The organism is Leucobacter chromiisoli, assembly GCF_016522505.1.
Lineage (GTDB): Bacteria > Actinomycetota > Actinomycetes > Actinomycetales > Microbacteriaceae > Leucobacter > Leucobacter chromiisoli.
The window spans coordinates 1-20,208 of sequence record NZ_JAEHOH010000006.1; the positions used below are offsets into that span (position 1 = coordinate 1).

The 20,208-nt window shown below is 64.2% G+C and carries 24 protein-coding genes; 2 read left to right on the forward strand and 22 right to left on the reverse strand.

Translation table 11 applies throughout. The annotated features are described in order from the left end of the window. On the forward strand, positions 1 to 227 hold a 227-nt coding region (locus JD276_RS15850; RefSeq protein WP_233615336.1), incomplete at its 5' end, for a hypothetical protein. Positions 228 to 740: 513 nt separating this feature from the next. Here the strand turns inward: JD276_RS15850 and JD276_RS04370 are convergent. The 10 genes from JD276_RS04370 to JD276_RS04415 form a co-directional block, all read right to left on the reverse strand. After that, positions 741 to 1,058 (reverse strand): hypothetical protein, encoded by a 318-nt coding sequence (locus JD276_RS04370; RefSeq protein ID WP_200114291.1) that lies wholly within the window; start codon positions 1,056 to 1,058, stop codon positions 741 to 743. A gap of 9 nt (positions 1,059 to 1,067) precedes the next feature. Further along, positions 1,068 to 1,382, reverse strand: coding sequence for a hypothetical protein (locus tag JD276_RS04375; RefSeq protein WP_200114293.1), 315 nt, complete (start codon positions 1,380 to 1,382; stop codon positions 1,068 to 1,070). Between the two features lie 2 nt (positions 1,383 to 1,384). Continuing rightward, complete coding sequence (locus tag JD276_RS04380; RefSeq protein WP_200114294.1) at positions 1,385 to 1,807, reverse strand: hypothetical protein; 423 nt, start codon at positions 1,805 to 1,807, stop codon at positions 1,385 to 1,387. 4 nt (positions 1,808 to 1,811) lie between these two features. Then, positions 1,812 to 2,570, reverse strand: a complete 759-nt coding sequence (locus JD276_RS04385) for a peptidoglycan recognition protein family protein (protein WP_200114295.1) — start codon at positions 2,568 to 2,570, stop codon at positions 1,812 to 1,814. A 29-nt stretch (positions 2,571 to 2,599) separates the two neighbouring features. Further along, positions 2,600 to 2,776 carry a hypothetical protein gene (locus tag JD276_RS04390; RefSeq protein ID WP_200114296.1) on the reverse strand — a complete coding sequence of 59 codons (177 nt, stop codon included), beginning with the start codon at positions 2,774 to 2,776 and terminating at the stop codon, positions 2,600 to 2,602. Between the two features lie 172 nt (positions 2,777 to 2,948). Next, the gene (locus JD276_RS04395; protein WP_200114297.1) at positions 2,949 to 6,218 is read right to left on the reverse strand and encodes a carbohydrate binding domain-containing protein; all 3,270 of its coding nucleotides are present in this window, start codon (positions 6,216 to 6,218) and stop codon (positions 2,949 to 2,951) included. 485 nt (positions 6,219 to 6,703) lie between these two features. Beyond that, on the reverse strand, positions 6,704 to 7,981 hold the full coding sequence (locus JD276_RS04400) for a hypothetical protein (RefSeq protein WP_200114298.1): 1,278 nt from the start codon (positions 7,979 to 7,981) through the stop codon (positions 6,704 to 6,706). A gap of 8 nt (positions 7,982 to 7,989) precedes the next feature. Further along, on the reverse strand, positions 7,990 to 8,982 hold the full coding sequence (locus JD276_RS04405; RefSeq protein WP_200114300.1) for a hypothetical protein: 993 nt from the start codon (positions 8,980 to 8,982) through the stop codon (positions 7,990 to 7,992). Positions 8,983 to 8,991: 9 nt separating this feature from the next. Continuing rightward, positions 8,992 to 9,849, reverse strand: coding sequence for a hypothetical protein (locus tag JD276_RS04410; protein WP_200114301.1), 858 nt, complete (start codon positions 9,847 to 9,849; stop codon positions 8,992 to 8,994). Further along, positions 9,849 to 12,386 carry a tape measure protein gene (locus tag JD276_RS04415; protein ID WP_200114302.1) on the reverse strand — a complete coding sequence of 846 codons (2,538 nt, stop codon included), beginning with the start codon at positions 12,384 to 12,386 and terminating at the stop codon, positions 9,849 to 9,851. The genes JD276_RS04410 and JD276_RS04415 overlap by 1 nt, the downstream gene beginning before the upstream one ends. A 42-nt stretch (positions 12,387 to 12,428) precedes the next feature. Here JD276_RS04415 and JD276_RS04420 point away from each other — a divergent pair, with 42 nt between their 5' ends. Next, positions 12,429 to 12,833: a hypothetical protein gene (locus JD276_RS04420; RefSeq protein ID WP_200114304.1), complete on the forward strand. Its 405-nt coding sequence runs from the start codon at positions 12,429 to 12,431 to the stop codon at positions 12,831 to 12,833. Here JD276_RS04420 and JD276_RS04425 read toward each other — a convergent pair. The 12 genes from JD276_RS04425 to JD276_RS04480 form a co-directional block, all read right to left on the reverse strand. Beyond that, on the reverse strand, positions 12,830 to 13,180 hold the full coding sequence (locus JD276_RS04425; protein WP_200114305.1) for a hypothetical protein: 351 nt from the start codon (positions 13,178 to 13,180) through the stop codon (positions 12,830 to 12,832). The two genes, JD276_RS04420 and JD276_RS04425, sit on opposite strands and share 4 nt — an antisense overlap. A 50-nt stretch (positions 13,181 to 13,230) precedes the next feature. Beyond that, on the reverse strand, positions 13,231 to 13,713 hold the full coding sequence (locus JD276_RS04430; RefSeq protein ID WP_200114306.1) for a hypothetical protein: 483 nt from the start codon (positions 13,711 to 13,713) through the stop codon (positions 13,231 to 13,233). A gap of 79 nt (positions 13,714 to 13,792) precedes the next feature. Then, positions 13,793 to 14,311: a phage tail tube protein gene (locus JD276_RS04435; RefSeq protein ID WP_200114307.1), complete on the reverse strand. Its 519-nt coding sequence runs from the start codon at positions 14,309 to 14,311 to the stop codon at positions 13,793 to 13,795. Beyond that, entirely contained in the window at positions 14,292 to 14,498 is a 207-nt protein-coding gene (locus JD276_RS04440) for a hypothetical protein (protein ID WP_200114308.1), read from the reverse strand. The genes JD276_RS04435 and JD276_RS04440 overlap by 20 nt, the downstream gene beginning before the upstream one ends. 1 nt (position 14,499) lies before the next feature. Then, complete coding sequence (locus JD276_RS04445; protein WP_200114309.1) at positions 14,500 to 14,907, reverse strand: hypothetical protein; 408 nt, start codon at positions 14,905 to 14,907, stop codon at positions 14,500 to 14,502. Further along, positions 14,904 to 15,290: a hypothetical protein gene (locus JD276_RS04450; RefSeq protein ID WP_200114310.1), complete on the reverse strand. Its 387-nt coding sequence runs from the start codon at positions 15,288 to 15,290 to the stop codon at positions 14,904 to 14,906. The genes JD276_RS04445 and JD276_RS04450 overlap by 4 nt, the downstream gene beginning before the upstream one ends. After that, positions 15,287 to 15,676, reverse strand: a complete 390-nt coding sequence (locus tag JD276_RS04455) for a DUF6093 family protein (RefSeq protein ID WP_200114311.1) — start codon at positions 15,674 to 15,676, stop codon at positions 15,287 to 15,289. Before JD276_RS04455 ends, JD276_RS04450 begins: the two co-directional genes overlap by 4 nt. Beyond that, positions 15,673 to 16,107, reverse strand: a complete 435-nt coding sequence (locus tag JD276_RS04460; protein WP_200114313.1) for a Gp19/Gp15/Gp42 family protein — start codon at positions 16,105 to 16,107, stop codon at positions 15,673 to 15,675. Before JD276_RS04460 ends, JD276_RS04455 begins: the two co-directional genes overlap by 4 nt. Positions 16,108 to 16,161: 54 nt before the next feature. Beyond that, entirely contained in the window at positions 16,162 to 17,103 is a 942-nt protein-coding gene (locus tag JD276_RS04465; protein ID WP_200114315.1) for a phage major capsid protein, read from the reverse strand. Positions 17,104 to 17,118: 15 nt separating this feature from the next. Beyond that, entirely contained in the window at positions 17,119 to 17,613 is a 495-nt protein-coding gene (locus JD276_RS04470; RefSeq protein ID WP_200114317.1) for a capsid assembly scaffolding protein Gp46 family protein, read from the reverse strand. Between the two features lie 80 nt (positions 17,614 to 17,693). Then, entirely contained in the window at positions 17,694 to 18,863 is a 1,170-nt protein-coding gene (locus JD276_RS04475) for a hypothetical protein (protein ID WP_200114319.1), read from the reverse strand. Then, the gene (locus tag JD276_RS04480) at positions 18,823 to 20,205 is read right to left on the reverse strand and encodes a phage portal protein (protein WP_200114321.1); all 1,383 of its coding nucleotides are present in this window, start codon (positions 20,203 to 20,205) and stop codon (positions 18,823 to 18,825) included. Before JD276_RS04480 ends, JD276_RS04475 begins: the two co-directional genes overlap by 41 nt. Positions 20,206 to 20,208: the final 3 nt, after the last annotated feature.

Sequence of the window (20,208 nt, forward strand, 5' to 3'; positions counted from 1 at the left end):
AGGCGGCGCGACGTCAGGCGCTCGTGGAGTACCAGCATTCGAAGGTGCGCGACCGGTACGACGCCGACCTAATGATGGCCGGATTCTCGGACGGCTTCACTGAGTGTGCGTCACGACTCCCCAGCGATGGGGACATCGAGATCGCGATTCTTGGGCGCACGGCGACACAAGCGGCGAAAGCCGTGCATGCACTCATCGAACGAGGAATACTCGGCACTGACGCTTAGGTGCTAGCGGAAGGCTAGAGCTCATTACGCATCTGTGGATGAGCGCGTTCGCAACTCTAGTTCGTGGTTATCCCTTGCTTTGCGCGCGAGATCATGAACGTGGGTTGAGATCCGTTCCACAATCTTCACGGATTCAAGAATGTTCGCATACGAGGAATCGAGAGATGAGACTGGCTTCTCCAATCCCGGCTTGCTCAGCAATTCAGCGTAATGCGCTAGCAGGGCCGTGCTGGCCTCGAGTCCGCGGAGTTCTTTGTTCGTGATCCGATGCGGAGTAGTTCTAGCCATACCGCTCAACCTATCCCGCTAGTCGGGAAGCATCAATGCCCACTCGGCCGGGCAGCGGCCGGTTCGGGCGGTAGTCTCGGATCATGCTGACTGCCACTATACGTCTGGTCGAGACCCTCACTGTCGATGTGGCAGGTGGGGGTCTCGAAGCCGTGCAGGCGGAGAACGACGAATAGCCCCCGCCCGGCTCCGAAGAGCAGGACGGGGGCGTGATCGTGTGTGGCGTCAGGCCGCGTGGCGACCGATGGACTGCAGCTTCTTGTCGGTGCCGGTGGGCTTGTACAGGCCGAAGTGCATACCGACCGCGGTGAGGAACGCCGCGAGAGCGGTCAGGAGACCGATGCCGAGGTTGTAGGTCGTGCCGTCAGTGAGCGCTGCGCCGAGCTCGGACAGCAGGCCCGTCACTGCCGAGAGGACCGCGAGTAGTACGGCCCGCTTCCCGGGATGCGTGATGGTCGAGGTGACCAGTCCCACCAGGAGGGGGAGCACGGTCGCAACGAGCACACCGATGATGAGTGCGGGTGGGACAACGAATTCGATCAAGGGGGTCTCCTAAGTTCGTGTCGGTCGGGACGGGGGTGGGGGCGGGAGCTGCCGGTAGATGTGGTCCACGAGCATGCGATTCCAGGCCCGCTCGATATCGAGCTCACCCTCGACCGAGGACATGCGGGATCTGATGTCGCGCATGTCCTCTTGGTATTGGTCGATGAAAGCGTCGCGGTCGGCGATCGTGTCGCGGCGTGACTCTCGCTCACTGGTTGAGATGCCGTCTTCCTCATCGTGGCGCGCTTTCCGCCAGGACAGGATGAGGCCGCCCACCGCGACAAGCGATCCGAGTACGCCGGTGATGATCCCGATCCACTCCATACTCACTTCCCCCTGTGGTGATCAGCGCGCAGCTTCGCGGCGTGCGCGGCGAGCTCCACTCCGCGGTAGGCGAGCGCGACCGTGAGCGCGGTGACGATGAACGCTTGCGTTGAGCGCGTGGACTCACCCTGTGCGACGAGTCCCCATACGGTGGCGGCGTAGACGAGGGTGCCGCCGGTCGCCGGCCACGACGCCACCCATTCGATGCGATACCGGTCCGCCGTTACGCCCCAGAGCGCTGTGAGCGCGCCGACCGTGGCGAGACTGGCCCACCAGTACATCAACGGCTCCCCGATAGTCCCCGCGATCGTTGTCGGGGTGAGGGTCATCGCCGCGATCCCGGCCCCGGCAACGAGGACGTAGAGAGTGGCGCGGATGCCGCGGAGCGCGGTTCGCCATCGGGGCGGGATGAACCGGTCCGGCATCGGCCTACTCCCGGGGCTCGAGCTTGTCGAGGCGGGAGAGGATCTCCGCCTGCTGGTCGAGCATGACCTTCATCGACGGGAGCAGCCCGCCCGGCGTGCCCGCACTCGTCTTCGTGGACTTGAAGATCGCGTCGTAGACGATCTTCAGCATCCCGAGGACGCCGCGGATCGTGCCGCGCGACGTCTCGGAGGTGGTGAAGGTGGCGTCGTAGACGGCCTTGAGCTGCTTGGCCTGTTCGGGGGTCATGTCATCCTCCTGGGGAGTCGTAGATGGTGAGCCGGCGAGGATCTGGTTACCTCGCTGGACGATGTAGTCGAGACGCGCCCACAGGTAGGGGCCCGGGCATGCGGTCGCGTAGAACTCGCGGTGGCCGCGCACGCGGCTGCGGTCGAGGCGTCCCCAGCCGTAGCGGCGGCAGAGGTCCGCAGCGAGCTGCGCGATCCGCTCGAGCGCGGCGTCCGACACCGGCCAGTCCGGGGCACCTCCCGAGTTCTGGGTTTCGACCGTCACGGCAGGAGCGTCAGCGTCCCACGACCCCGACGTCCACGGCCGGTACTCCTCGGGCACCTGACCGACGAGAGAGCCGTCTGAGTAGAGGATGTAGCTCGCGCTGACCGCCTCGAATGGGTTCACGAGGCGAGCGTCACCGCCGCTCGTGCCAGCCCAATGGTGCACGATCAGGTATCGGACGGCTGTGCCCTGCCTCGGGCTGTACTTGCCGTGGTTTGCGACCGCGCGAGAGGCGAGTGCTGAGAAGCCCATGGGCCCCTCCTTTCATGCGAAAAGCCCCGCTACTCGGCGGGGCTCGGGTCGGTGTTCGGATCCGGGGACGCATCCTCGGGCGGGGCATCAGAGGGCGGGGTTTCGGTGGAGAGGATGTCTTCGACGGCGACGAGGATCATCGCATCCGTGATCGCTGATTCATCAGCCCCGGGATCGGTCCCTTCCGCCTCCGTGTAGGCGCTCACCCACCCTTCCTGGGTAGCGAGCTCCCAGGCGCGATCATGCGCCCATTGCAGAGGCTCCACAACGTGGAGGGTCGCCGCGCACGCAGCGACCCTCGTCAGCAGGGTTCGGTCCTCCATGAGCCGAAACAGTTTCAGATATGACACATATTCACCTTTCGAAAGACGCCCAGCACTAGGCCGGGGCGGGCAGATAACTGATGCCGCCGAACGAGACGTAGCCACCCTGACTGGTCTGCGACTGGATGCCGCCGTTGCCCATAATGTTCAACCTCACATAGACGCCACCATCAGCGGGGACGATATTGTCGTCACCACCATCGATCCGGAAACCGGGGGGCATGACAAATATCGGCTGCCCTTGTGGCATGATCACTCGTCCCCGTAACCAGACGACGCCGCCGACACGGCGATATCCGAACTCGTTTCCCACGAGATTCGTACCGCGAATCAAGGTTGGGTACACCCAGTCAGTATCGGAGGCGTACTCGACGGGATCGGCGAACCGAATGGTGCCAGTGCTCCGAGAGCGAATTTCATTGACGGCGATAGGAACATTCACGTCGATCGCGCTCTCGGCCGACGTGATCCGGTCGACGGTTAGGCGATCAAAGTTCCCATATGAGTACAGCTGATCGTTGCTGTCAGTCCCAATACCGAACCCCGCGTAACGGTACTCACTGCCTCGGGCACCTGACGCATAGACCGAAGCTTGCGTGCCCTCAACGGACCCATTCACACGGAACGTGGTATCGAGAGTTGCGACGGGTGCGACCCGGGATACCCCAAAGCTGGAGGAGTAGTACAACCCCTGCGAATTCCTCCGCGTGGGATCCGCACCACCGGCATACTGGGCCACACTGACACCGAGGCTGCTCATGTTCGCGAACCGGTAGGTGCTTCCGTCTGGCTGACGGACGTGAACGTTCAGCGGATCCAGTTGTGCATACTCCTGCGCTGTACCGCGGCTCACATTGAACGCACCATTGGCAGGCGACAGTGTCGACACCAGTTGGCCCGCCGAGTTATAGGCGCGCAGACCAACCGCGGCGAGCTCGAAACGCTGCCCGCTTGGCGCAGTACGGATCAGAGCACCCGTGATCGTCATGCCGTCGATCGCGTTGGCGGCGAGCGTGCGGGCGAGGATCGCGCCATCCGCGATGACATCCTGCGTGATGATCTTCTCGGTCACCGTCAGCAGCTTCGCCTTGACGACGTTCGCGAACAGGTAGTCGATGACCGCCTGCCGCATGGCGCTGCCGCCCGTGACGTTGAGCTGGTCGACGTCGAGTTCCATGAACTGACCCGCGCGCGCCGCGAGATGCTGCGCGACGAGGTCCGAGATCACACCGGTCCCGACGGTCAGCTTCCCGACGTCGAGGTTCGCGATCGCCGAGGACGAGATCTTCGTCTCCTGCCACGCGGTACCCGTGTGGCGCCACTCCTGCATGATGTCGCCAGTGCTCGCACCGGCGGCGATCTCCGCCGTGGTGGGCTGGCGTCGCCACAGGTCACCCGCATATGCCGTACCTGACGGCGACGAGGTCGAGTACAGCACCCGAGACTTCGTGCCCGCCATCGTCAGCGCGGAGTCGGCCCGCTCGTACGCGGTACGCGCCGCAGAAAACGACGCGACCTTCGACACGGGCCCGTACGACCATGCGCCGGTCGACAGGACCGTCCGCACCACTGCGTAGAGACTTCGTGTCTCGCCCGCGCTGGGCGTCGGTTCGGTACCCGTCCACGGGGCTGGCGGCGGCGACGTGACGGGCACCGCGGGCTGTGATGCTGACAGCAGGTAGTACATCGTCAGCGTCGACACCGACGCTCCCGGGGCACCGGGAGCGCCCGGAGCGCCAGGCGCTCCCGGGTCACCCGGCGCTCCCGCGGCACCGGCCGAAGCCTTCGCCCACGACAGCAGCACCAGGAACGGCGTGCCCTGCGTCGTGACCGTCAGCGAGATCGTCCCCGACGCGGCACCCCCGAGCGTGGAATTTCCCTCCGCGCGCAGCACGAGCAGCCCGTTCCCGGTGGTGGTCGCCGGCGTAGTGAACTGCACCGTGATCCCAGAGGGGAGATTCGTGGCCGCGATCGTCGCCGCCGCCCTCTCGCTCCCCACCCAGCCGGAATACGGCACAGCGATCTCGGTCGCCGTCACGACTTTACCGTCGCTCGTGCACGGGATCGTGACCGCCTCGTTGCCCACTGCCACAGACACCGCCGACGCGCCAGCATCACCCGGCGCACCCTCGGGTCCCGTCGTGAGGACCGGCAACCCGACCACGACACTGCCGTCGCCGAGCGTGGTGATCGCGCGCCGCCAGACCCACTGCCCCTCGACGTACGCGGGCGGGGTCTGCGACCACCCCCCGCTCGGTTCCGCCGTCGGGGAGTCGCTGATCGCGTACTCGTCAACCTGCGACGCGACGGCAGAGTCGGCCTTCTGCCGGGCTTCACTCGCTGTCGACTCCGCCGCGGCCAGCGCGGTCATGTTCTTCACGGACATCTTGGACACGAACGCGGCGGATTCTCCTCCGCTTGCATCCATCCGCAGACGGACGATCACGGCCGACGCGCTGGAGGCCGTGTTGGTGCGTCGCACCGCGACCGAACGCTCACTCGTGCCCGCTGGGATGGTCACAGTCTCGAGGACACCACCGACAGTGACATCGAGGTAGAGGGGCTCCGTCCCTATGAGGATGAAGTCCGCGGCGATCTCAATGACGTCGCCGGGTGCGATCGGAACGATCGCAGCTGCATATGAGGTGCGGTTCACGGTCTCGGGGAGGAAGCTCGCCATATCGAGCGTCATCCCGATGATGAGACCGTCTCCGCGTGAGCGGCCACCGGTGCCGCTCCACCCGTCGAGGCCGTTGCTTCCGAGCGAGAAGATCGGATTCGGGAGCAGCTCGCCGGAGGCTGCGAGGCCTGCCTTACCCTGTGCGAGCGCGGCGGTCGCGGCGGCCTGGGCATCCGCTGCGAGCTTCCGGAGGGCGAGCTCCTCCGTCACATCCGACAGCGAGGTCTTATCGAGCTGGAACGTGCCCGTCGCGGCGTTGTTGATCTGGAACTTCGCCCAGATCTCGGTGACGCCCTCGGGGATGGTGTACTCCTGGGAGAGCTGCACCCACTGTCCGACCGGGAGCTCACTGGTGCCCAGCACCTTCGTAGCGACATCGCTCGAGGTAGCGTTCGTGCGGAACATGACCTGCACGATGCCGGCTGCACCGTCGACCGTCTTCCGCCACCACCCGCTGATCCGCCACACCTGACCGGCCGAGACCCGCACCCGTGAGGAGTGGATGGCTTCCCAGACGCCGGCCACGCTGACGCGCTCGGCGACGTGCTGGCCGTGCTTCGCGGTCGAGCTCGCCGCGGCCGAGAACGTCGACGAGGTCCACCCCTGCAGCCCGCTCTCGAACGATGAGTTCTCGATGCCGTTCACGCTGCTCGCGATCGCGTCGGCAAGACGCGCATTCGCTACGTCGGCCGCAGCCTGAGCGGTCTCCGCCTCCCCGAACGCCTCATCGGCGCGGTCCTTCGCCGCGGTGATGCGCTGATCCGCACCCTCAAGGCCTGTCTCCGCGTTCGACAGGCGGTCTTCGAGTTCGGTGCGGGTCTGGTCGATCTCATCACGGGCGTCGCCGAGCTCGCCCTCGAGGCGATCCGCGAGGGTCTTCGCGTACTCCGACTGGTCCCACGCCTCCCAGGCATCATCGCCAGCGAGCAGCGTCGAGTCCTCGAGATCGGGGAGCGCCTCGGTGGCGAGCTTCGCGTCCTCCGCGACCTCCACCACAGGAAGATCATCCTCACCCACCGGGACGGTAGTGCGGGACACCTGACCCGTCCTGGAGATCGCGGAGATCCGCTCCGCGGTGTTCTTCGCGGTCTGCGCCTGGCGGCGGAGCTGCACCTTGCGTGCGAGGCTAGTCATAGAGCATCTCCCAACATGAGGTCGCAGGTGTCGAGGTCGATCCAGTCGATCTCTTCGATACGCCGCCACAGCTGTTTGCGGCCCAGCCGCGACACGGTGCAGTCGACGAGGATCTCGTCGCCGACCTGGAACGATCCGCGGGGCGCGTTCGGGTGTGAGGTGTCGACGCGGATCGCAGCGACACGGAACGGGACGCTGCGGCGGGCGAGTTCGTTCCTGGCAAGCGTCTCGAGGACGCTCTTCTTGGTGACGTGCTTCGCGTCGAGCACGTACGGCTTGACGAGGCGGCCGTCGTTCTCGGTGAGGGTGACGCGCAGCGCAGCCCTGCCTTCCCCGGCACCGATCGCGACGACCTGGTTCGCGAACTCCGCGGAGTCGGCCTCCACGGTGACGGCCTCGATGATGTTGTCACCCTCGATGAACGCGAGCTCATCCTGCCGACGCCCCACACGGGGCAGGATCCGGATCTCCTTCAAGATTCTCGTGCGGTCAGCGTTCCACCCGGACCACTCGACCCACTCATGGCCGGCCTCCTCGATCGCGTCCTGCATCTCCGTAAGACAGTCAGGGGTATCCCACCAGAGGATCTTCCACGCCCCACCGTCCTCCTTCACGCGGGTCTTCGCTGCGGACAGGCGCGCATCGGCGGCCTTCTTCGCCGCGTTCGCCGCGTCGGACTGCGCCTTCCGCGACTCCACGAGCGCCTTATTCGCCGGCGTGGGTGACGCCTTCGCCTGCGCCCTGGCCGCATCCAGGTTCCGCTTCGCGGCATCCGCTGCGGCCTTCGCGGCCGTCGCCGCGGACTGCGCCTGCGCGAGCGCCTGATCGGATGACGTGCCGACCTTCACACCCGTGCTGCCAGTGACAGTCACATTAATGTTGCTGCGGGTCTGTGATTGCACGTGCGCCCAGATGTGCCGCACGACGTCGGCGACGTCCACGTTCACGCCGTTGTACTCGCCCGTGTATGGGCGGCCGTCAAGAAACGCGGAGAAACCAGCGCCCTCAATCGTCCACTCCTCATCGGGGTAGGCGGAGCGAGTGGCCAACCAGGTGCCGCGGATCACGCCGTCTGCCTCTTCGTGGACGAACGCGGCGTACTGATCGATCAGGAGATCCCCGGTCGCGGTGCGCAGATCGCCGAGGTCCGGGGCGATGCTGCCGGAGAGGCGGCCCGGACCACACAGCACACGAGACGCTCCTGTCACATCGATCGGAATATCCAGCTCGAGGAAGCGGCCGTCCGAGGCGCGTTCGACGATGTACCGCAGCATGCCGCCTCCTACGTCGTCTCAGAGAACACCCACGTCATCGAGATGCACGACTGGTAATCCACGAACCAGCCGCCAGTGTTCGAAGCGGAAGTGCGCACCCCTTGGAGGCTGAGCCGCTGCGTGGTGCCACGCATCGCCTCTGGGATCGCGACACGGCCGATGATCGCGAACCCATGCCGGTCGCCGCGGTCATCCTGCCCCTTGACGAGGATTCCGTTCTCCGAGTACTGGCCGCCGAGCGCAACGCGCGTAGCACCCACGGTGTTCGCGGTCGTGTTGGAGCCGCCCGCATACCAGGCACCCTCGACAATCGCGGTGACGAGAATGTATGTCGCCCAGGTGGGGATCTCCACCAGGGGGCGCTCGTTCCCCTCGAGCGGCCAGTCCCCGTACGCGGTGGGGCCGTTCGGGATGCGCCGACCCGTGGTCGTCGCCCCGGTCGGGTACGCGATCGTGGTCCCGTCCGTACGCTTCGGAGACGCCAGCTTCCGGGCGTCCTTAATGTAGGAGCCCTGCACGACGGTCTGGTTCGCCGGCCAGTCGATGAACGCCAACACGTAGCCGGTGACCCCGTTCATGGAGGGAATGTCACCGATCTGCTTCGCACTCGTGGAGACGTCCTGCACGACGGTGACGCGCGTGTAGTTCTCCAGCGCGGCGGCTTCGTGGGTGATCGCCATGTAGTTCGGGTCGAGCACCTGCACGATCACCGCGTCACGCCGGGCTGCGCTGGTCGTACCGGTGAGGCCGGTGATATCGACCGCGCCGTCAGCGTTCTCCACCCCGTAGGACTCGCGGTCGCGGTTCGGGAACCTGGATTGGATCGTGAGCCCGCCGGGCATGATCCGGACCCCGGCCTCGGCCTGCGGCAACTGGGTGACCTTGAGATCGTCCGGCCGGGCAACCCCGGAGGTATCCGTTGCGGGGCGCTGCGCCTGCCGACGAAACAAACTCGCCGTGTGCTGCGCGCCATTGATGACATAGGGGACAAGCCACGCCATGATGCCTCCTTAAGGGCTCGTGAAGGCAGGCTCAACCTGCACATCCAAATAGCCGGTCCCGGACGGGTCATACCCCGTCAGGACCACTTCGTAACTGCCAGGGCCTAGCTGCATATCCGCGAGCCGATCCCCCTGCGGAGAGAGCACACCGGGGACCGGTGCGCCGTCCCTTACCGTCCATCGCTCCCACCACCTGGTCCCCGCGATGAGCACCTGGTCGTACGCAAGATCCACGTCGAAGCGCAAGGTGCCGACGCCGCGGACCTCAACCACGGGGTTGAGTACCGGGCCGTGAATCACGAACCGGGGGCCAGTGAGCGTGTCCCCGCCGACGACGAGGACACCGTTGCGCTGCACCGGACCCGAATCGAACGTGAACGGGGCCTCAGCGGGGAAGGTGAGCCCACCAGTTTCGGGGACCGAGAAGCGCACAGTGGTGTTCTCGGTCGGCCCGTACCAGAGGTCGTCCATGCACTCGAACTCGAGTCCGGCCCGGTCGACCTGGTAGAGGTGGTGCTGCTGATCCGGGTCGAGCTCCGCCGGCAGCCCGTACGCCGTGCGCCCAGAGTCAGCTGTCAGCGTGGCGTACCCGCCGGGGCGCTCGCGCACCCCGTCAGCCCGCCACACCGCCAACAGCTCACGCCACACCTCATCCAGAGGCCGATGGTCAGGTCGTGCCTCCACCTGGAGTGACACGACCTGACCGGCCCGGTAGCCGCGGCCGAGACGCCGGCCGTCACTGCGAGGGTTGCGGTACGAGTCCCGCTCGAGCGTCGCCCGAACCTCGGGCGTCGTCATCAGGCCGAGACCAGTTAGCGACGACCCGAACTCGAGATGGCGGTCACCCGCATTCAGTGTCCACGCCATCACACACCAGCCCTTCGCCGCTCAGTCTCGGTCTGCTCCACGAATTGATCGATGGCAGAGTTCGCGACAGCATCTACCTTCGACAGCAGGTACTTGCCCGTAAACGGATTTTGCACATACACATCACCGACCTCACGCACGACGATCACCTGGTGCCCCGCCGCCGAAGACGGGGCGAAGTCGCCGCGGTTCATCTGCTTCAGTTCACGCCGATACATCGACGCGTACGGTTCCTGGATGACCTCTTCGCCACGCGAAAGTCGGACGAGAACGGAGTCAGACTTCGTTCCACCCCGCCCGTACACAGTGCCGTCAGCAATCCCTCCACCGATACCGCCGATGGTGCCGCCAGCCGCGTAGCCGACCGTTCCGCCGTACGCTTTCTTATCCGGTGAGAGATTCGTAAACACGTCCAGCGTTGTCGTGATCGTTGTTGCGACCTGCGACTTAATCGCGTCAATCGTGTTTTTGTACTGCTCCACGGCCGCACGAGCCGCATCCGCATTGTTCGAAAACCACGTCGCCACCGTCTCCGGAGTCGCCATCACCTGATCCGCGTAAGCCTTCGCCTCAGCCTCAGTCCACCCGTACTGGATGGCGGCCGCGATCAGCGCGTCCCGACCCCGCCCAAGCGTTGCATTCGCACTCTCCTGAGACCCTGTCGCCTGCAGTGTTGCAGCCGCCGCCGTATTGGTAGCCTCAGCCATAGCCAACAAGGACGCCCTATTTTCACGCCCAGACTCAGTGCTCAGATCAAGGCCAGTCGCCCCCTCAGCGACTCGCTGATTCAGCGAGGCGAGCTGTTCCTCGAACGCGAGTGCCGCCTTCTCCGCGTCAATCTGAGCAGATCCAAAACCGGCGATCTCCTCCGCGAGCGCTGTGATCGCCTCGTTCGCTGAGGCCGCAACCCCCTGAATCTCTGCCAGCGACGCCGACACCTGTTCGCCACCCTCGGCTGCATCCGCTGTAGCCCCCTCGAGCTCACCGAGAGCGAGCTTCAACAAGGTCGCATCATCCGTCGCGAGACCTGCAGCGTTCGCTGCGTCGATCAGACCGTTCTTGAACCCGGGCATCTCCTCGTTGATGGCAGTTAGTGCCTGAGCATCGTTGAAACCGGCCGTGTCATAGAAAGCCTTGAACGCAGCCTGCGCACGCGGAAGATCGGTCGCGGCGAGATTCGAGAGAGTTGTTCCGAATTCTGCGACGACATCCAACGCTGCGTTCTCGTTGAACGTCATCGAGGAGAAGAACCCGCGTCCTGCCGTGGCTGCTTTGTCCATCAGTGCCGGCAGGTCGTCGATATGCTGACCAACATTGACGAACATGGTCGTCAGCCCCTGCTCGTTCTGTGCCGCGGTAGACGACATCTCATCGAGAGCGGACTTGCCCTGCTTAATGGCGGTCTCCATCTGCTGCGCTGAAGCCTTAGACCCATCCATCGCGGCGTTGAAAACCGCGACCGATGCCGCTGCAGCCATGAGCGCGATGCCCCACGGTCCACCAAGGAACCGGACAATGCCCATAAGACCGCCCCTGGCCGTGGCGGTAGCCGGCGAGAACGTCGCAAGCGCGTCCTTGAAAGCCAACCACTTCGGAAGCGCGAGGATCGCAGTGCCAGCCACCAGGGTCCCCACGCCGACGAGTCCCGTCAACGCCGTCACAGTTGTCTTGACCGGGCCGGGCAGGTCCTCGAAGGCGCGCATCGCGTCCGCCGCCCAGTTCAATAGATCGACGAGTGCGCCGCCACCGTTCGGGTCCACCAACGGAGCAGCAAGCTCGGCGCTGAAGTCACGCCAAGCCGCCTTCACCCGGTCCATTGCCCCCGCGAACGTGTTCTTCACATTGTCCGCAGCACCCTCATACGTCTCTGACATGCCCTTCGCGAGCGCATCTAGGGCGTCTTCCGCGGACAGGGTGCCGGCGGTGATGTCCTCACGGATCTGGGCGCCGGTCTTGCCCATCTGCGAACCGATCAGCTCGGCCGCGTTCACGCCACGATTGCCGAACTCCATCAGGTCGGTAGCAGTGATCTTCGAAGACGACTGGATCTTCGACATCGTCGCAACGATGCCCTCGATGTCAGCGTTTGAGCCACCTGCGGCAGCGACCGCGTTCTGCACCCCATCCAGGTACGGGATGACTTTCTTAGCCTCTATCCCGAACGCCAACATCTGCTGCTGCGCAGTGATGAACGTCGCCTTCGAGAACGGGCTATTGCGCGCGAAATCATCCAGCTTGTCCATCTGCGCATTCGCCGCCTGCGCCGACCCCAGAAGCGACGTCAACGCTGCACGAGTCGTCTGCTGCAGCGTGTTGTACTGAATGCCCGTCTTCAACGCGGCAGCACCTACACCAGTGATAGCGACGCCAACAGCAGTCAGGCCAGTTCCGACCTTCGCCCACTCCTCACGCGACGACCGTGCCGACTCCTCAACCTTCGTCTTCGTCTCCGCAACCGCGTCCTTCGCACGGTTGAAGCCCTGCACCAGACCAGTCGCCTCAGCGATCAGCTTGATCGTGACAATCCGTTCAGCCATGCAGGCCTCCTAGAAACGCAAAAAGCCCCCTAAGATGGGGGCGTGAAGAAACTGGCCGCTACGGCGCTGCTCGTGCTGGTCTTAACTGGCTGCGGAACGACAGCGGAGACGATTCCCGACGAGCCGACAGAAGAGGTTTCAGCTAACGAGGAAGCTTGCTCGTCGTTCGCGAGCAACACGAGCCGAATTGCGGACATCTTTGACGAAGCCAAGGGGAACGCGAAAGACCTTTGGGTGTCTCTACGCGACGACTTCGACCGGGATTCGCTGGCCGCTGAAGGCGATGTGAAGGCTCGACTCCAGACACTCGTACAGGAACTGCCGAACGTTGGCGATGTCTACGTGTACGAGGAAGCTCGGCAGAAGACCAACGACCTCATCAACGCCGTCTCGCGTGCGTGCGAGGCCGACGGAGCGCCGATATCCGTCAGCACGTACTCGGGTTAGAGGTCAACGCGTTCGACGCGCCACTTCCGTGCCGGCGTGTAGTTGTCGCCGTTCCACTTCTCGTCCTGCTGCGCCTCATACACAGCCTGCTCAGCCCAATCACGAACCGGCTTCGCCACATACGCGTGCGTAGCATTCGGATGGTCCGGGTCGGCAAGCGGAGACATGGCCTCGTCGAGCGGGATCCCGAGATCGTTCACGGACGCCTCATGCTCGTGCAGTGCCGCGAGTAGCTCGTACTGTTCCTTGTCGAACTCCGGCTCCCGCAGGATCAGCCACCCGTCACCGTCTGGCACGATCCGGGTTTCTGGCTCCCACCCCCACAGGCGCCGCGGCGCGAAACCCATTTCCTTCGCGATACGAAGGTCACGCAGCAGCTTCCTGTCGGTGCGGAGCCTTACGCTAAAGGGGCGATACCGACCGAACGATTCGACCGGTTCGCGATTACCACAGCACCAGCGAGTCGATCGAACTCGCCATCGCTCATCTGCTCCACCAGCGCGTCGAAGTCCTCGTCATGGACGGGGATCTCGCTCTTGTCGGTCACCTCGACCGCGCTGGCCTTCGCTGCGGCAGGGAAGAACGTCATCGAGTTGAACTGCTCATCCACACCATCACGGGCCGGATGCTGATTCACGAGCTCGTTGTACTCACCCCACGGCAGCGCATAAATGCGGAGCGTCACCGAGGCCTCATCCACCAGCTTCCCCAAGCGCACAACCTCGGGATCCTTCGCCGGATTCGCCGCCATGCGATCCTTCGCGCTGGCAAGCGCAGCTTCTTTGGCCTTCTCGTACTCGCGCGCGAGCGGCCGGTCCAGGCAGATCGTGAAGTCCTCAAAATCGGGCTTCGCCTGCTTCAGCTTCGTCTTCAACGACATATCAAAGTCTCCATCCACGATTCCACGATGAGAGGTGCTCCGGGGTGGAGCTCGTGGGCAACCCCACCCCGGAAGTCAGTTACGGCGTGCCTGCGACGAGCTGCTTGAACTGCACCCAGTTCGACTGCACGAACAGCTTCTGCCGGATGCGGTCCATAGCGTTGTCCTCGACAGCGACCACGCTCTGCTCGCCGCACTCCACATTGACGGCCTCATACCAGTCGTCAGCCTCGAACGTGTCGTCGTCCTCGTCCTTCTGGAGGAAGTGAACGATCGTGCCCTTCGTGCCCTCGACAAGCGCCAGGCGGGCCTCGTCCTGCAGAGGATCGCCCAGGTTGAACGTGTACTGCGTCTGCAGCGTCTTCTGCTTCGTGCCTGGGATCTCGAAATCCTGAGCCGAGCAGTAACGGCTATCTGTGATCGTCTGCTGTTCGCCGCCGACCTCGAACCCGCCAGCACGCGTCAGATAGCACGACACGTTCTCACCACTCGTGACCTCGGCTACAGTGATCGCATCGAGATCCGCGACACCGCCCGGAATGAACACCACACGACGGGTGCCCATCGACTTCACACCGTTAGGAATCGTCTGAACCATCCCCAACTCCTTCCTCCCCAACCGGGGAAACAGAAAGGGTCGGCTTGAAGCCGGCCCTGAACTTGGTGCGCCGCACACGCTTCGACGGCGGATACCGTTTCACTTGCGTGTGCTTCGCTTCATCGAACTGCTCTTCGTGAATGTCGAACTCGTGACCGGTGTCACGCGACTTCACCCTGATAAACACGTCATGCCCTCCTTGACCAGAACCGGACCCAGAAATCACTGAAGTACAGCGGCGGCGACACCGAGTTGTCGACCTTCACCGAGTCGAAATCGACCACCACCGGATCACACCGCCGCCCAGCGACAAGCGGCTTCCGGCCAACGACTTGCCGAACCGCATGCAGGATCAGCCGCACCGCCTCCGGATCCGTCCCAACAGCACGCCCCGGAAACTCGAACTCAGCGTCCGATTCAGGACGCGGAATCGACCCATACCGGGCGTCATCGAGCTCGTCAGGGCCGGCACCGAACAGCACCACGTAGTTATCCCTGACAACCTCGCCCCGATCCGTGACCGCAGTATCCTTCACACGGCCCGACAGCATCGGCTGATCGGCAAGCAGACTCCGCACCGCATCGAACTCGCTCATAGGCCAGCCCTCCGCAACGCATCATCAACAGCCTTATCGAGACCCTTCTCGAAATCGGCCTCGTTATCCGACACAACCTTCGGGCGCGCCTTCTGCGGAGCCGCCGACACACCACCAGGAGCGTCCTCAAGGATGCCCAGCGCACCCTGCCCACGTCCCAGATTCGGACCAACCTCAGCCTCATACCTCGGGAAGTCACCCGTCACGTCGTAATCGACCGAGAACGGGTACCCACGCGCGTGAGAACCGGAAGGGCCAGCAGCGTGCTCCTGCCAGGACTTCTTCATGCCGAGCGCCGTCTTACCCAGCGCTGCATGCACGAACCGTTGTGAGTACCGTGGCACTGTCCCGAGATCTCGGTGCAGGTCGTCAAGATCGCTCATGACTCCTCCACCACCGGATAACGGTGCGCCGTCGTCTGACCCGCCTGCGCAGGACCCTCCACACGAAAGAACCGCCCCGCCAACGCCGAGTCAGAAGCAGACGCATCTACCCTTACGAGCGCCCCAGTCGGCACCGAAGCCGACACCGCTGGAAGCGACACGACAATGTTCGTCTCAGCGATCTGTTGACCGGCCGGGTTCTTCACCGACGCCGAGGCAGACGGGTACTTCACACGCGCCGGCCCCTCGTAGAAGGTCTCTACGAGAGTCCGCACGGCATCCAGCGATCCCGGCGGGCGTACCATCTCGAACCGCCCCACCGTGACCATCTCAGTCATGCGGGTTTCGGCCATGCGTCGTCCGGCTTCGAGTGCGTGCCCGATCATGCTGGTACCCATGTGTCGGGCCCGGTCCAGCACTTGCGCACGTTCGAGAACGAGGGGCCGATGGTCCACGCACCGCTCGAGGAGTCGTCACCGTCAGATAGGCGAGCAAGCTCGTCATCCGACAGGTACAGCGCTCCCGAGGACACCGCCGAGTCCAGGCGGTACTGGTAGTCGTCCTGTCGTTCCTCGAGTTTCCCTTCCGGGTTGGAGAGAACGCGCAGCACCATCGCGCAGAGGATCTGCTTCACGAGCGCCTCGAACACGATGTCCTTCGGCAGGGCGTCGAGCCGATCCGCAACCGTTGGTCGGGCAGAGAGCACGAGCGCCCACGCATCGCCAAGCAGAGTCTCACCAACTGCGAGTTCCGTCGGGGTCAGGGTTCGGAACGAGCGCGCCTGCAGATCATCCTTCGTTGCAGGGTTCGTAGCCATCACTACCTCCCAAGAACGTGTGAGGGGCCGGCCGCAGCCAGCCCCTCACGCCGGTTAGCTGCGGGCGCCGTTGGTGAGACGCACGAACCGATCCTCATCACGGACACGGAATCCGACCTCGATCTCAACGAGGATCGCGAACATGTTCCGCTGCCACAGGTTGAGCTGGTTCGGGATCTCGACGGCGTTCTCACCGGAACCGACGGTCACGGTGCCGTCAGTGATGGTCGCCTCATTCGAGACCGACACCTTGATGCCCTCGACCGAACCCCACATCGCGGAGTTCCAGTCGCCAGCGAACCCGATCGTCGCGGGATTGCCGGCCTTGAACACGCCCTTGGTGTAGTACACCGACTCGCCGAGGATCTGCGTGATGCTCGTGCCGTCCTGGATGGACGAGAACAGGAGCGGACGCCCAGTGGAGTCGACCTGGTTGAGGAGGAGACCCTTCGCCTGCGGCGACAGTGCCCACCCGTCGAGCGCGCCGTCCGCTTCGGCGACCTTGTTGTAGGCCTCGACGAGGCCCGCATAGGTCGACTTCTTCGCATCGGTCGCATGGGGGCCGATCGCGACCGCGGCCGCACCGCCGAGGGTGTCGAAGTTCGAACCCGGGGCGGTCGTGCCGAACACGGTCTGATCGAACTTCTTCGCGATCGCGTTCGGGAGACGCCGACGCAGTTCCTCGTACACTGCAGGCAGGTCGCGGCGGAACTCGTTCGAGAACGGTTCGATCACTGCGAGCTTGTACGGGGTGATCTGCTTCGACCCGATCGACGCACGCGACACGGGCTTCTCGTCGGTCTCAGCGACCCAGTCAGCCTCAGCGTCGCCGGTGATGATCGGGATCGTCACACCGCTGCCGGGCATGTTGATCTGGCGGGCGAGCTGCATCACAGCGGACTGCTCCTGCGTCTCCGCCCAGATTTCGGTAGAGATCTCCTTCGGGAGGAGATCGGCCGCACCAGTGGTAGTGCGGTTCAGATCGATACCAGCCATTGCTGGCTCCTTTCGTTAGTTCAGCTTCTTGTCGAGGAACGACGCGAAGCGGTCAGCGTTGGTGCCCCCGGCTGCGGAACCCTGTACGCCTTGCGACGGGTCAGCCTTCGGGAACGGAGAGGTGGTGTCCGGGACAAGAGCAGCGAGCGACTTCGCGTCCTCGCGCAGGGCTTCCTCGGTGTCGCCCTGGAGTCGGGCTACGAGCTCGGGTGGCAGCTTGAGTTCCGCACCGATGGACTGCTTGAGGATCTGAAGATCACGAGACTCGATCTCGGCCTTCAACCGTGCGCTTTCCTCGGCAGCGGACTCTGCGGCACGCTGGGCCTTCTCGAGCTCTGAGAGGCTGGCCTGCTCGATCGCATCCAGCTTCTTCTTGTACTCGGCAGCGGCGGCTTCGGCCTGCTTGCGAGCATCGCGCTCAGCAGCAATCGCCTTCTTACCTGCATCGCCGAGTTCGGCCGGTTCCGCTGCCTCAACCGCGGGCTCCTGCGTCTCAACCTGTTCGGACATGGGTGTTTCTCCTTGAATCGCTCAACGGAAACCGGCCCGCATCGCACGAGCCGGAAAACAAGAAAGCCGCCCGTAGGCGGCTAGTAGAGATCGATCCCGAGGGATCGATAGAAGGTGTCGGCAGTCACGCGGTCGAGCTGCTGCTGGCGCAGACGCTCCTGAATCCACGCATTCGTACTGCGATCCCGGAGCGGGGTCTGCAAGTAGCCGGCATCACGCAGGAGAGCTCTCCGCAGATCCGGATCATTCGTGAGCTCCATAATCGTTTCTGGCATGAGTCGTGCACGCTTCGCCGTCGAGTAGTGCCGGTTCCCGACCCGTGCGAATTCTTCCCCGACGCGCATCTGCGCGCGTCCGTACACGCCGCGCTTCGTGACGCCCTCGATCGTGGTGTAGCCCATGATGGGGGAGCCGTCCGGATTGCGGCCGATCTGGACGCGTTGCATGCGAAGCCTCTGCCCGGGGAAGCGAGGGTTTGCCCGGGAGTACGACATGCCGGACGCTCCGCGACGCGCACCGACAACCTGGATCGGGTCGGCCCCCATGCGGATAGCCTCAGCCCCGGCCTTCCCATAGATGCGGTCCTGCTCTTCTCGAGACAGGGAGGCGAAATGCTCCTCAGGGGAAGCCAGAAGCCCGTCCGGTGTCGCATCACCGTCTCGGATAGGTGCCGATGTGCACCGGCATGACGGGTGCCGTTGGAACGGCTTCGAGAACCTGTCCGAGCCGGCAAGAATCGCGCACCGATCACACGCGCCCGGATTCACGACACGGATATAACGGACGTACCCGCGCCCAGCAGACGCTACTGCCGCCGACGACCTGGCAAGATCAGCGACCGCCGTCTTCGTCATCGCAGCCAGGTATGAGGCGCCAGCGAGGAACGCCGAGTGCGGAGCCACCCCGCGGCCGATCTGTTCCTTCGTCGTCGTTACCGCACCATGCAGCAAGCCCGCACTGTCGCGCCCCGCCCCGTCGATGCCAGCGAACGCGTGCGGCACGACCATGTCGCCAGAAGCCACACCGTCAGCACGTCCCACAGTGGAGACCATACGACCGCCCGAAGCCGCGTTCTGGACAGCGACATTCGAAACCGCGGCTACCATCTCCGACTCAACGAGCTCCCACCCTCCGTCAAGATCATCGACCGGCACGCGCCCCCACAATCGGAGGACGCGCGCCGTCAACTGATCGGAACGCCGAATTGCATCATTCTGAAACCGGTACGCTGCTTCCGACTGGATACTCATTGACCACCTCGGATGCCTGCTGCACGCCGAACGACAACGCCGCCTCGGACTCCTTCTCGCGCCGCTCCTTCATCCGCCGAATCATCTCCGGCGAACGCCCGATATCCTCCTGCGCGGTCTCCCAATCGACAAGACCGGCAGCGAAGTACTTCGACACCGCGTCAGCGACCATCGACACAGTCGGAGTGCCAGCGTCACGCCACAGCGCCTCCATACGGCGAGCGTCCTCCGACCACTTACCGTCCCGGAACCGGATCACGAGCCGCATTACGGCTTCCCACGAGTTCCCAAACGCGGTCTGCTTCCGCTCCGCCGTCTTCACGAGGCGCGTCTCACCAGCACGGTACCCCTCAGCAGAGGGCGGGTTGTTCGTGGTGAGGCCGAAGTACTCGACCGGCAGGTGCGACACACCAGACGCGAGGCGCGCGTACATGTTCACGATCGTCTCGATGTTCTTCATGTCGGCGGCGTCGAACTGGAACGTCTTCGCGTCCTTATTTGCCATCGCCCACACCGCACCAAAGTACGTCTCCCACGCGGTCAACGGTTTCCCGTCAGAACCGACGAAATCACCCTTGGTCGCACCGAGCACCCCTCGGGCGGGTGCCACGAGCGTCTCCTGCAAGAGCTGGGTGTTGGTGATCGCCCGCGACGCGGAATCCGCGATCGGGATCACGTCAGCCATCTCCGACGCGCCCTCGAGAACACTGTCGCGAAGACGGGTAGTGCGGTGCCGATTCACGAACGGCACTACCGGGACAGCGCCCAGCCCGTGCAGATCAGGCTCGAGCTCGTTCACCCACTGGCCGCGCTCGCGCTTCAGCCAGCGCGTCTCGTTCGGAAGATACAGGGTCGCGCGCTGCGCCGTTCCTGAATCGTCAGCATCATAGAAACGGGCTGCTTCCGTGACGCGGTGCGTGCGCGGATCCCTCCGTACCGTCATCTCCAGCGGTGACTCCACAGTGATGAGCGGGGAGTCCTTGTCGTCCTCATTCGTTCCCACACAAGCGAAAGACGTACCCAGCGCCAGAGCATCAGTGTGCACGAAGCCTTGCCGCTCATCCATGTTGTTGTACTGCCACACCTGCCACAGCGACGTATCAGCAGCCTCAGCGCCCGGCATCCGAAACCCCGACAGGTCCAGACGATGCTCGATCGCATCGACCACCACGCGCGCCCAATTCAGGACCACCGTGAACGACTTGAGCTCTTCCGGGATCGCGACCCCTAGCTGGCGCAGCTTATTCACGCCCTCAAAGCGCTCATTGAGTTCCTGTAGATCAGGCTGACGGATCCGCAGACGGTCCTCGAGCTTCCCCAGGACTTCCATCGCTTCAGCCATACA

Coding starts and splice junctions, on each gene's coding strand:
- JD276_RS04475 (WP_200114319.1), bottom strand. CDS start 18,863: ATGAGTATCCAGTCGGAAGCAGCGTACCGGTTTCAGAATGATGCAATT.
- JD276_RS04450 (WP_200114310.1), bottom strand. CDS start 15,290: ATGAGCGATCTTGACGACCTGCACCGAGATCTCGGGACAGTGCCACGG.
- JD276_RS04385 (WP_200114295.1), bottom strand. CDS start 2,570: ATGGGCTTCTCAGCACTCGCCTCTCGCGCGGTCGCAAACCACGGCAAG.
- JD276_RS04425 (WP_200114305.1), bottom strand. CDS start 13,180: ATGGGTTTCGCGCCGCGGCGCCTGTGGGGGTGGGAGCCAGAAACCCGG.
- JD276_RS04455 (WP_200114311.1), bottom strand. CDS start 15,676: ATGATCGGGCACGCACTCGAAGCCGGACGACGCATGGCCGAAACCCGC.
- JD276_RS04375 (WP_200114293.1), bottom strand. CDS start 1,382: ATGGAGTGGATCGGGATCATCACCGGCGTACTCGGATCGCTTGTCGCG.
- JD276_RS04480 (WP_200114321.1), bottom strand. CDS start 20,205: ATGGCTGAAGCGATGGAAGTCCTGGGGAAGCTCGAGGACCGTCTGCGG.
- JD276_RS04470 (WP_200114317.1), bottom strand. CDS start 17,613: ATGTCCGAACAGGTTGAGACGCAGGAGCCCGCGGTTGAGGCAGCGGAA.
- JD276_RS04415 (WP_200114302.1), bottom strand. CDS start 12,386: ATGGCTGAACGGATTGTCACGATCAAGCTGATCGCTGAGGCGACTGGT.
- JD276_RS04410 (WP_200114301.1), bottom strand. CDS start 9,849: ATGGCGTGGACACTGAATGCGGGTGACCGCCATCTCGAGTTCGGGTCG.
- JD276_RS04465 (WP_200114315.1), bottom strand. CDS start 17,103: ATGGCTGGTATCGATCTGAACCGCACTACCACTGGTGCGGCCGATCTC.
- JD276_RS04460 (WP_200114313.1), bottom strand. CDS start 16,107: ATGGCTACGAACCCTGCAACGAAGGATGATCTGCAGGCGCGCTCGTTC.
- JD276_RS04430 (WP_200114306.1), bottom strand. CDS start 13,713: ATGTCGTTGAAGACGAAGCTGAAGCAGGCGAAGCCCGATTTTGAGGAC.
- JD276_RS04405 (WP_200114300.1), bottom strand. CDS start 8,982: ATGGCGTGGCTTGTCCCCTATGTCATCAATGGCGCGCAGCACACGGCG.
- JD276_RS04435 (WP_200114307.1), bottom strand. CDS start 14,311: ATGGTTCAGACGATTCCTAACGGTGTGAAGTCGATGGGCACCCGTCGT.
- JD276_RS04400 (WP_200114298.1), bottom strand. CDS start 7,981: ATGCTGCGGTACATCGTCGAACGCGCCTCGGACGGCCGCTTCCTCGAG.
- JD276_RS04380 (WP_200114294.1), bottom strand. CDS start 1,807: ATGCCGGACCGGTTCATCCCGCCCCGATGGCGAACCGCGCTCCGCGGC.
- JD276_RS04445 (WP_200114309.1), bottom strand. CDS start 14,907: ATGAGCGAGTTCGATGCGGTGCGGAGTCTGCTTGCCGATCAGCCGATG.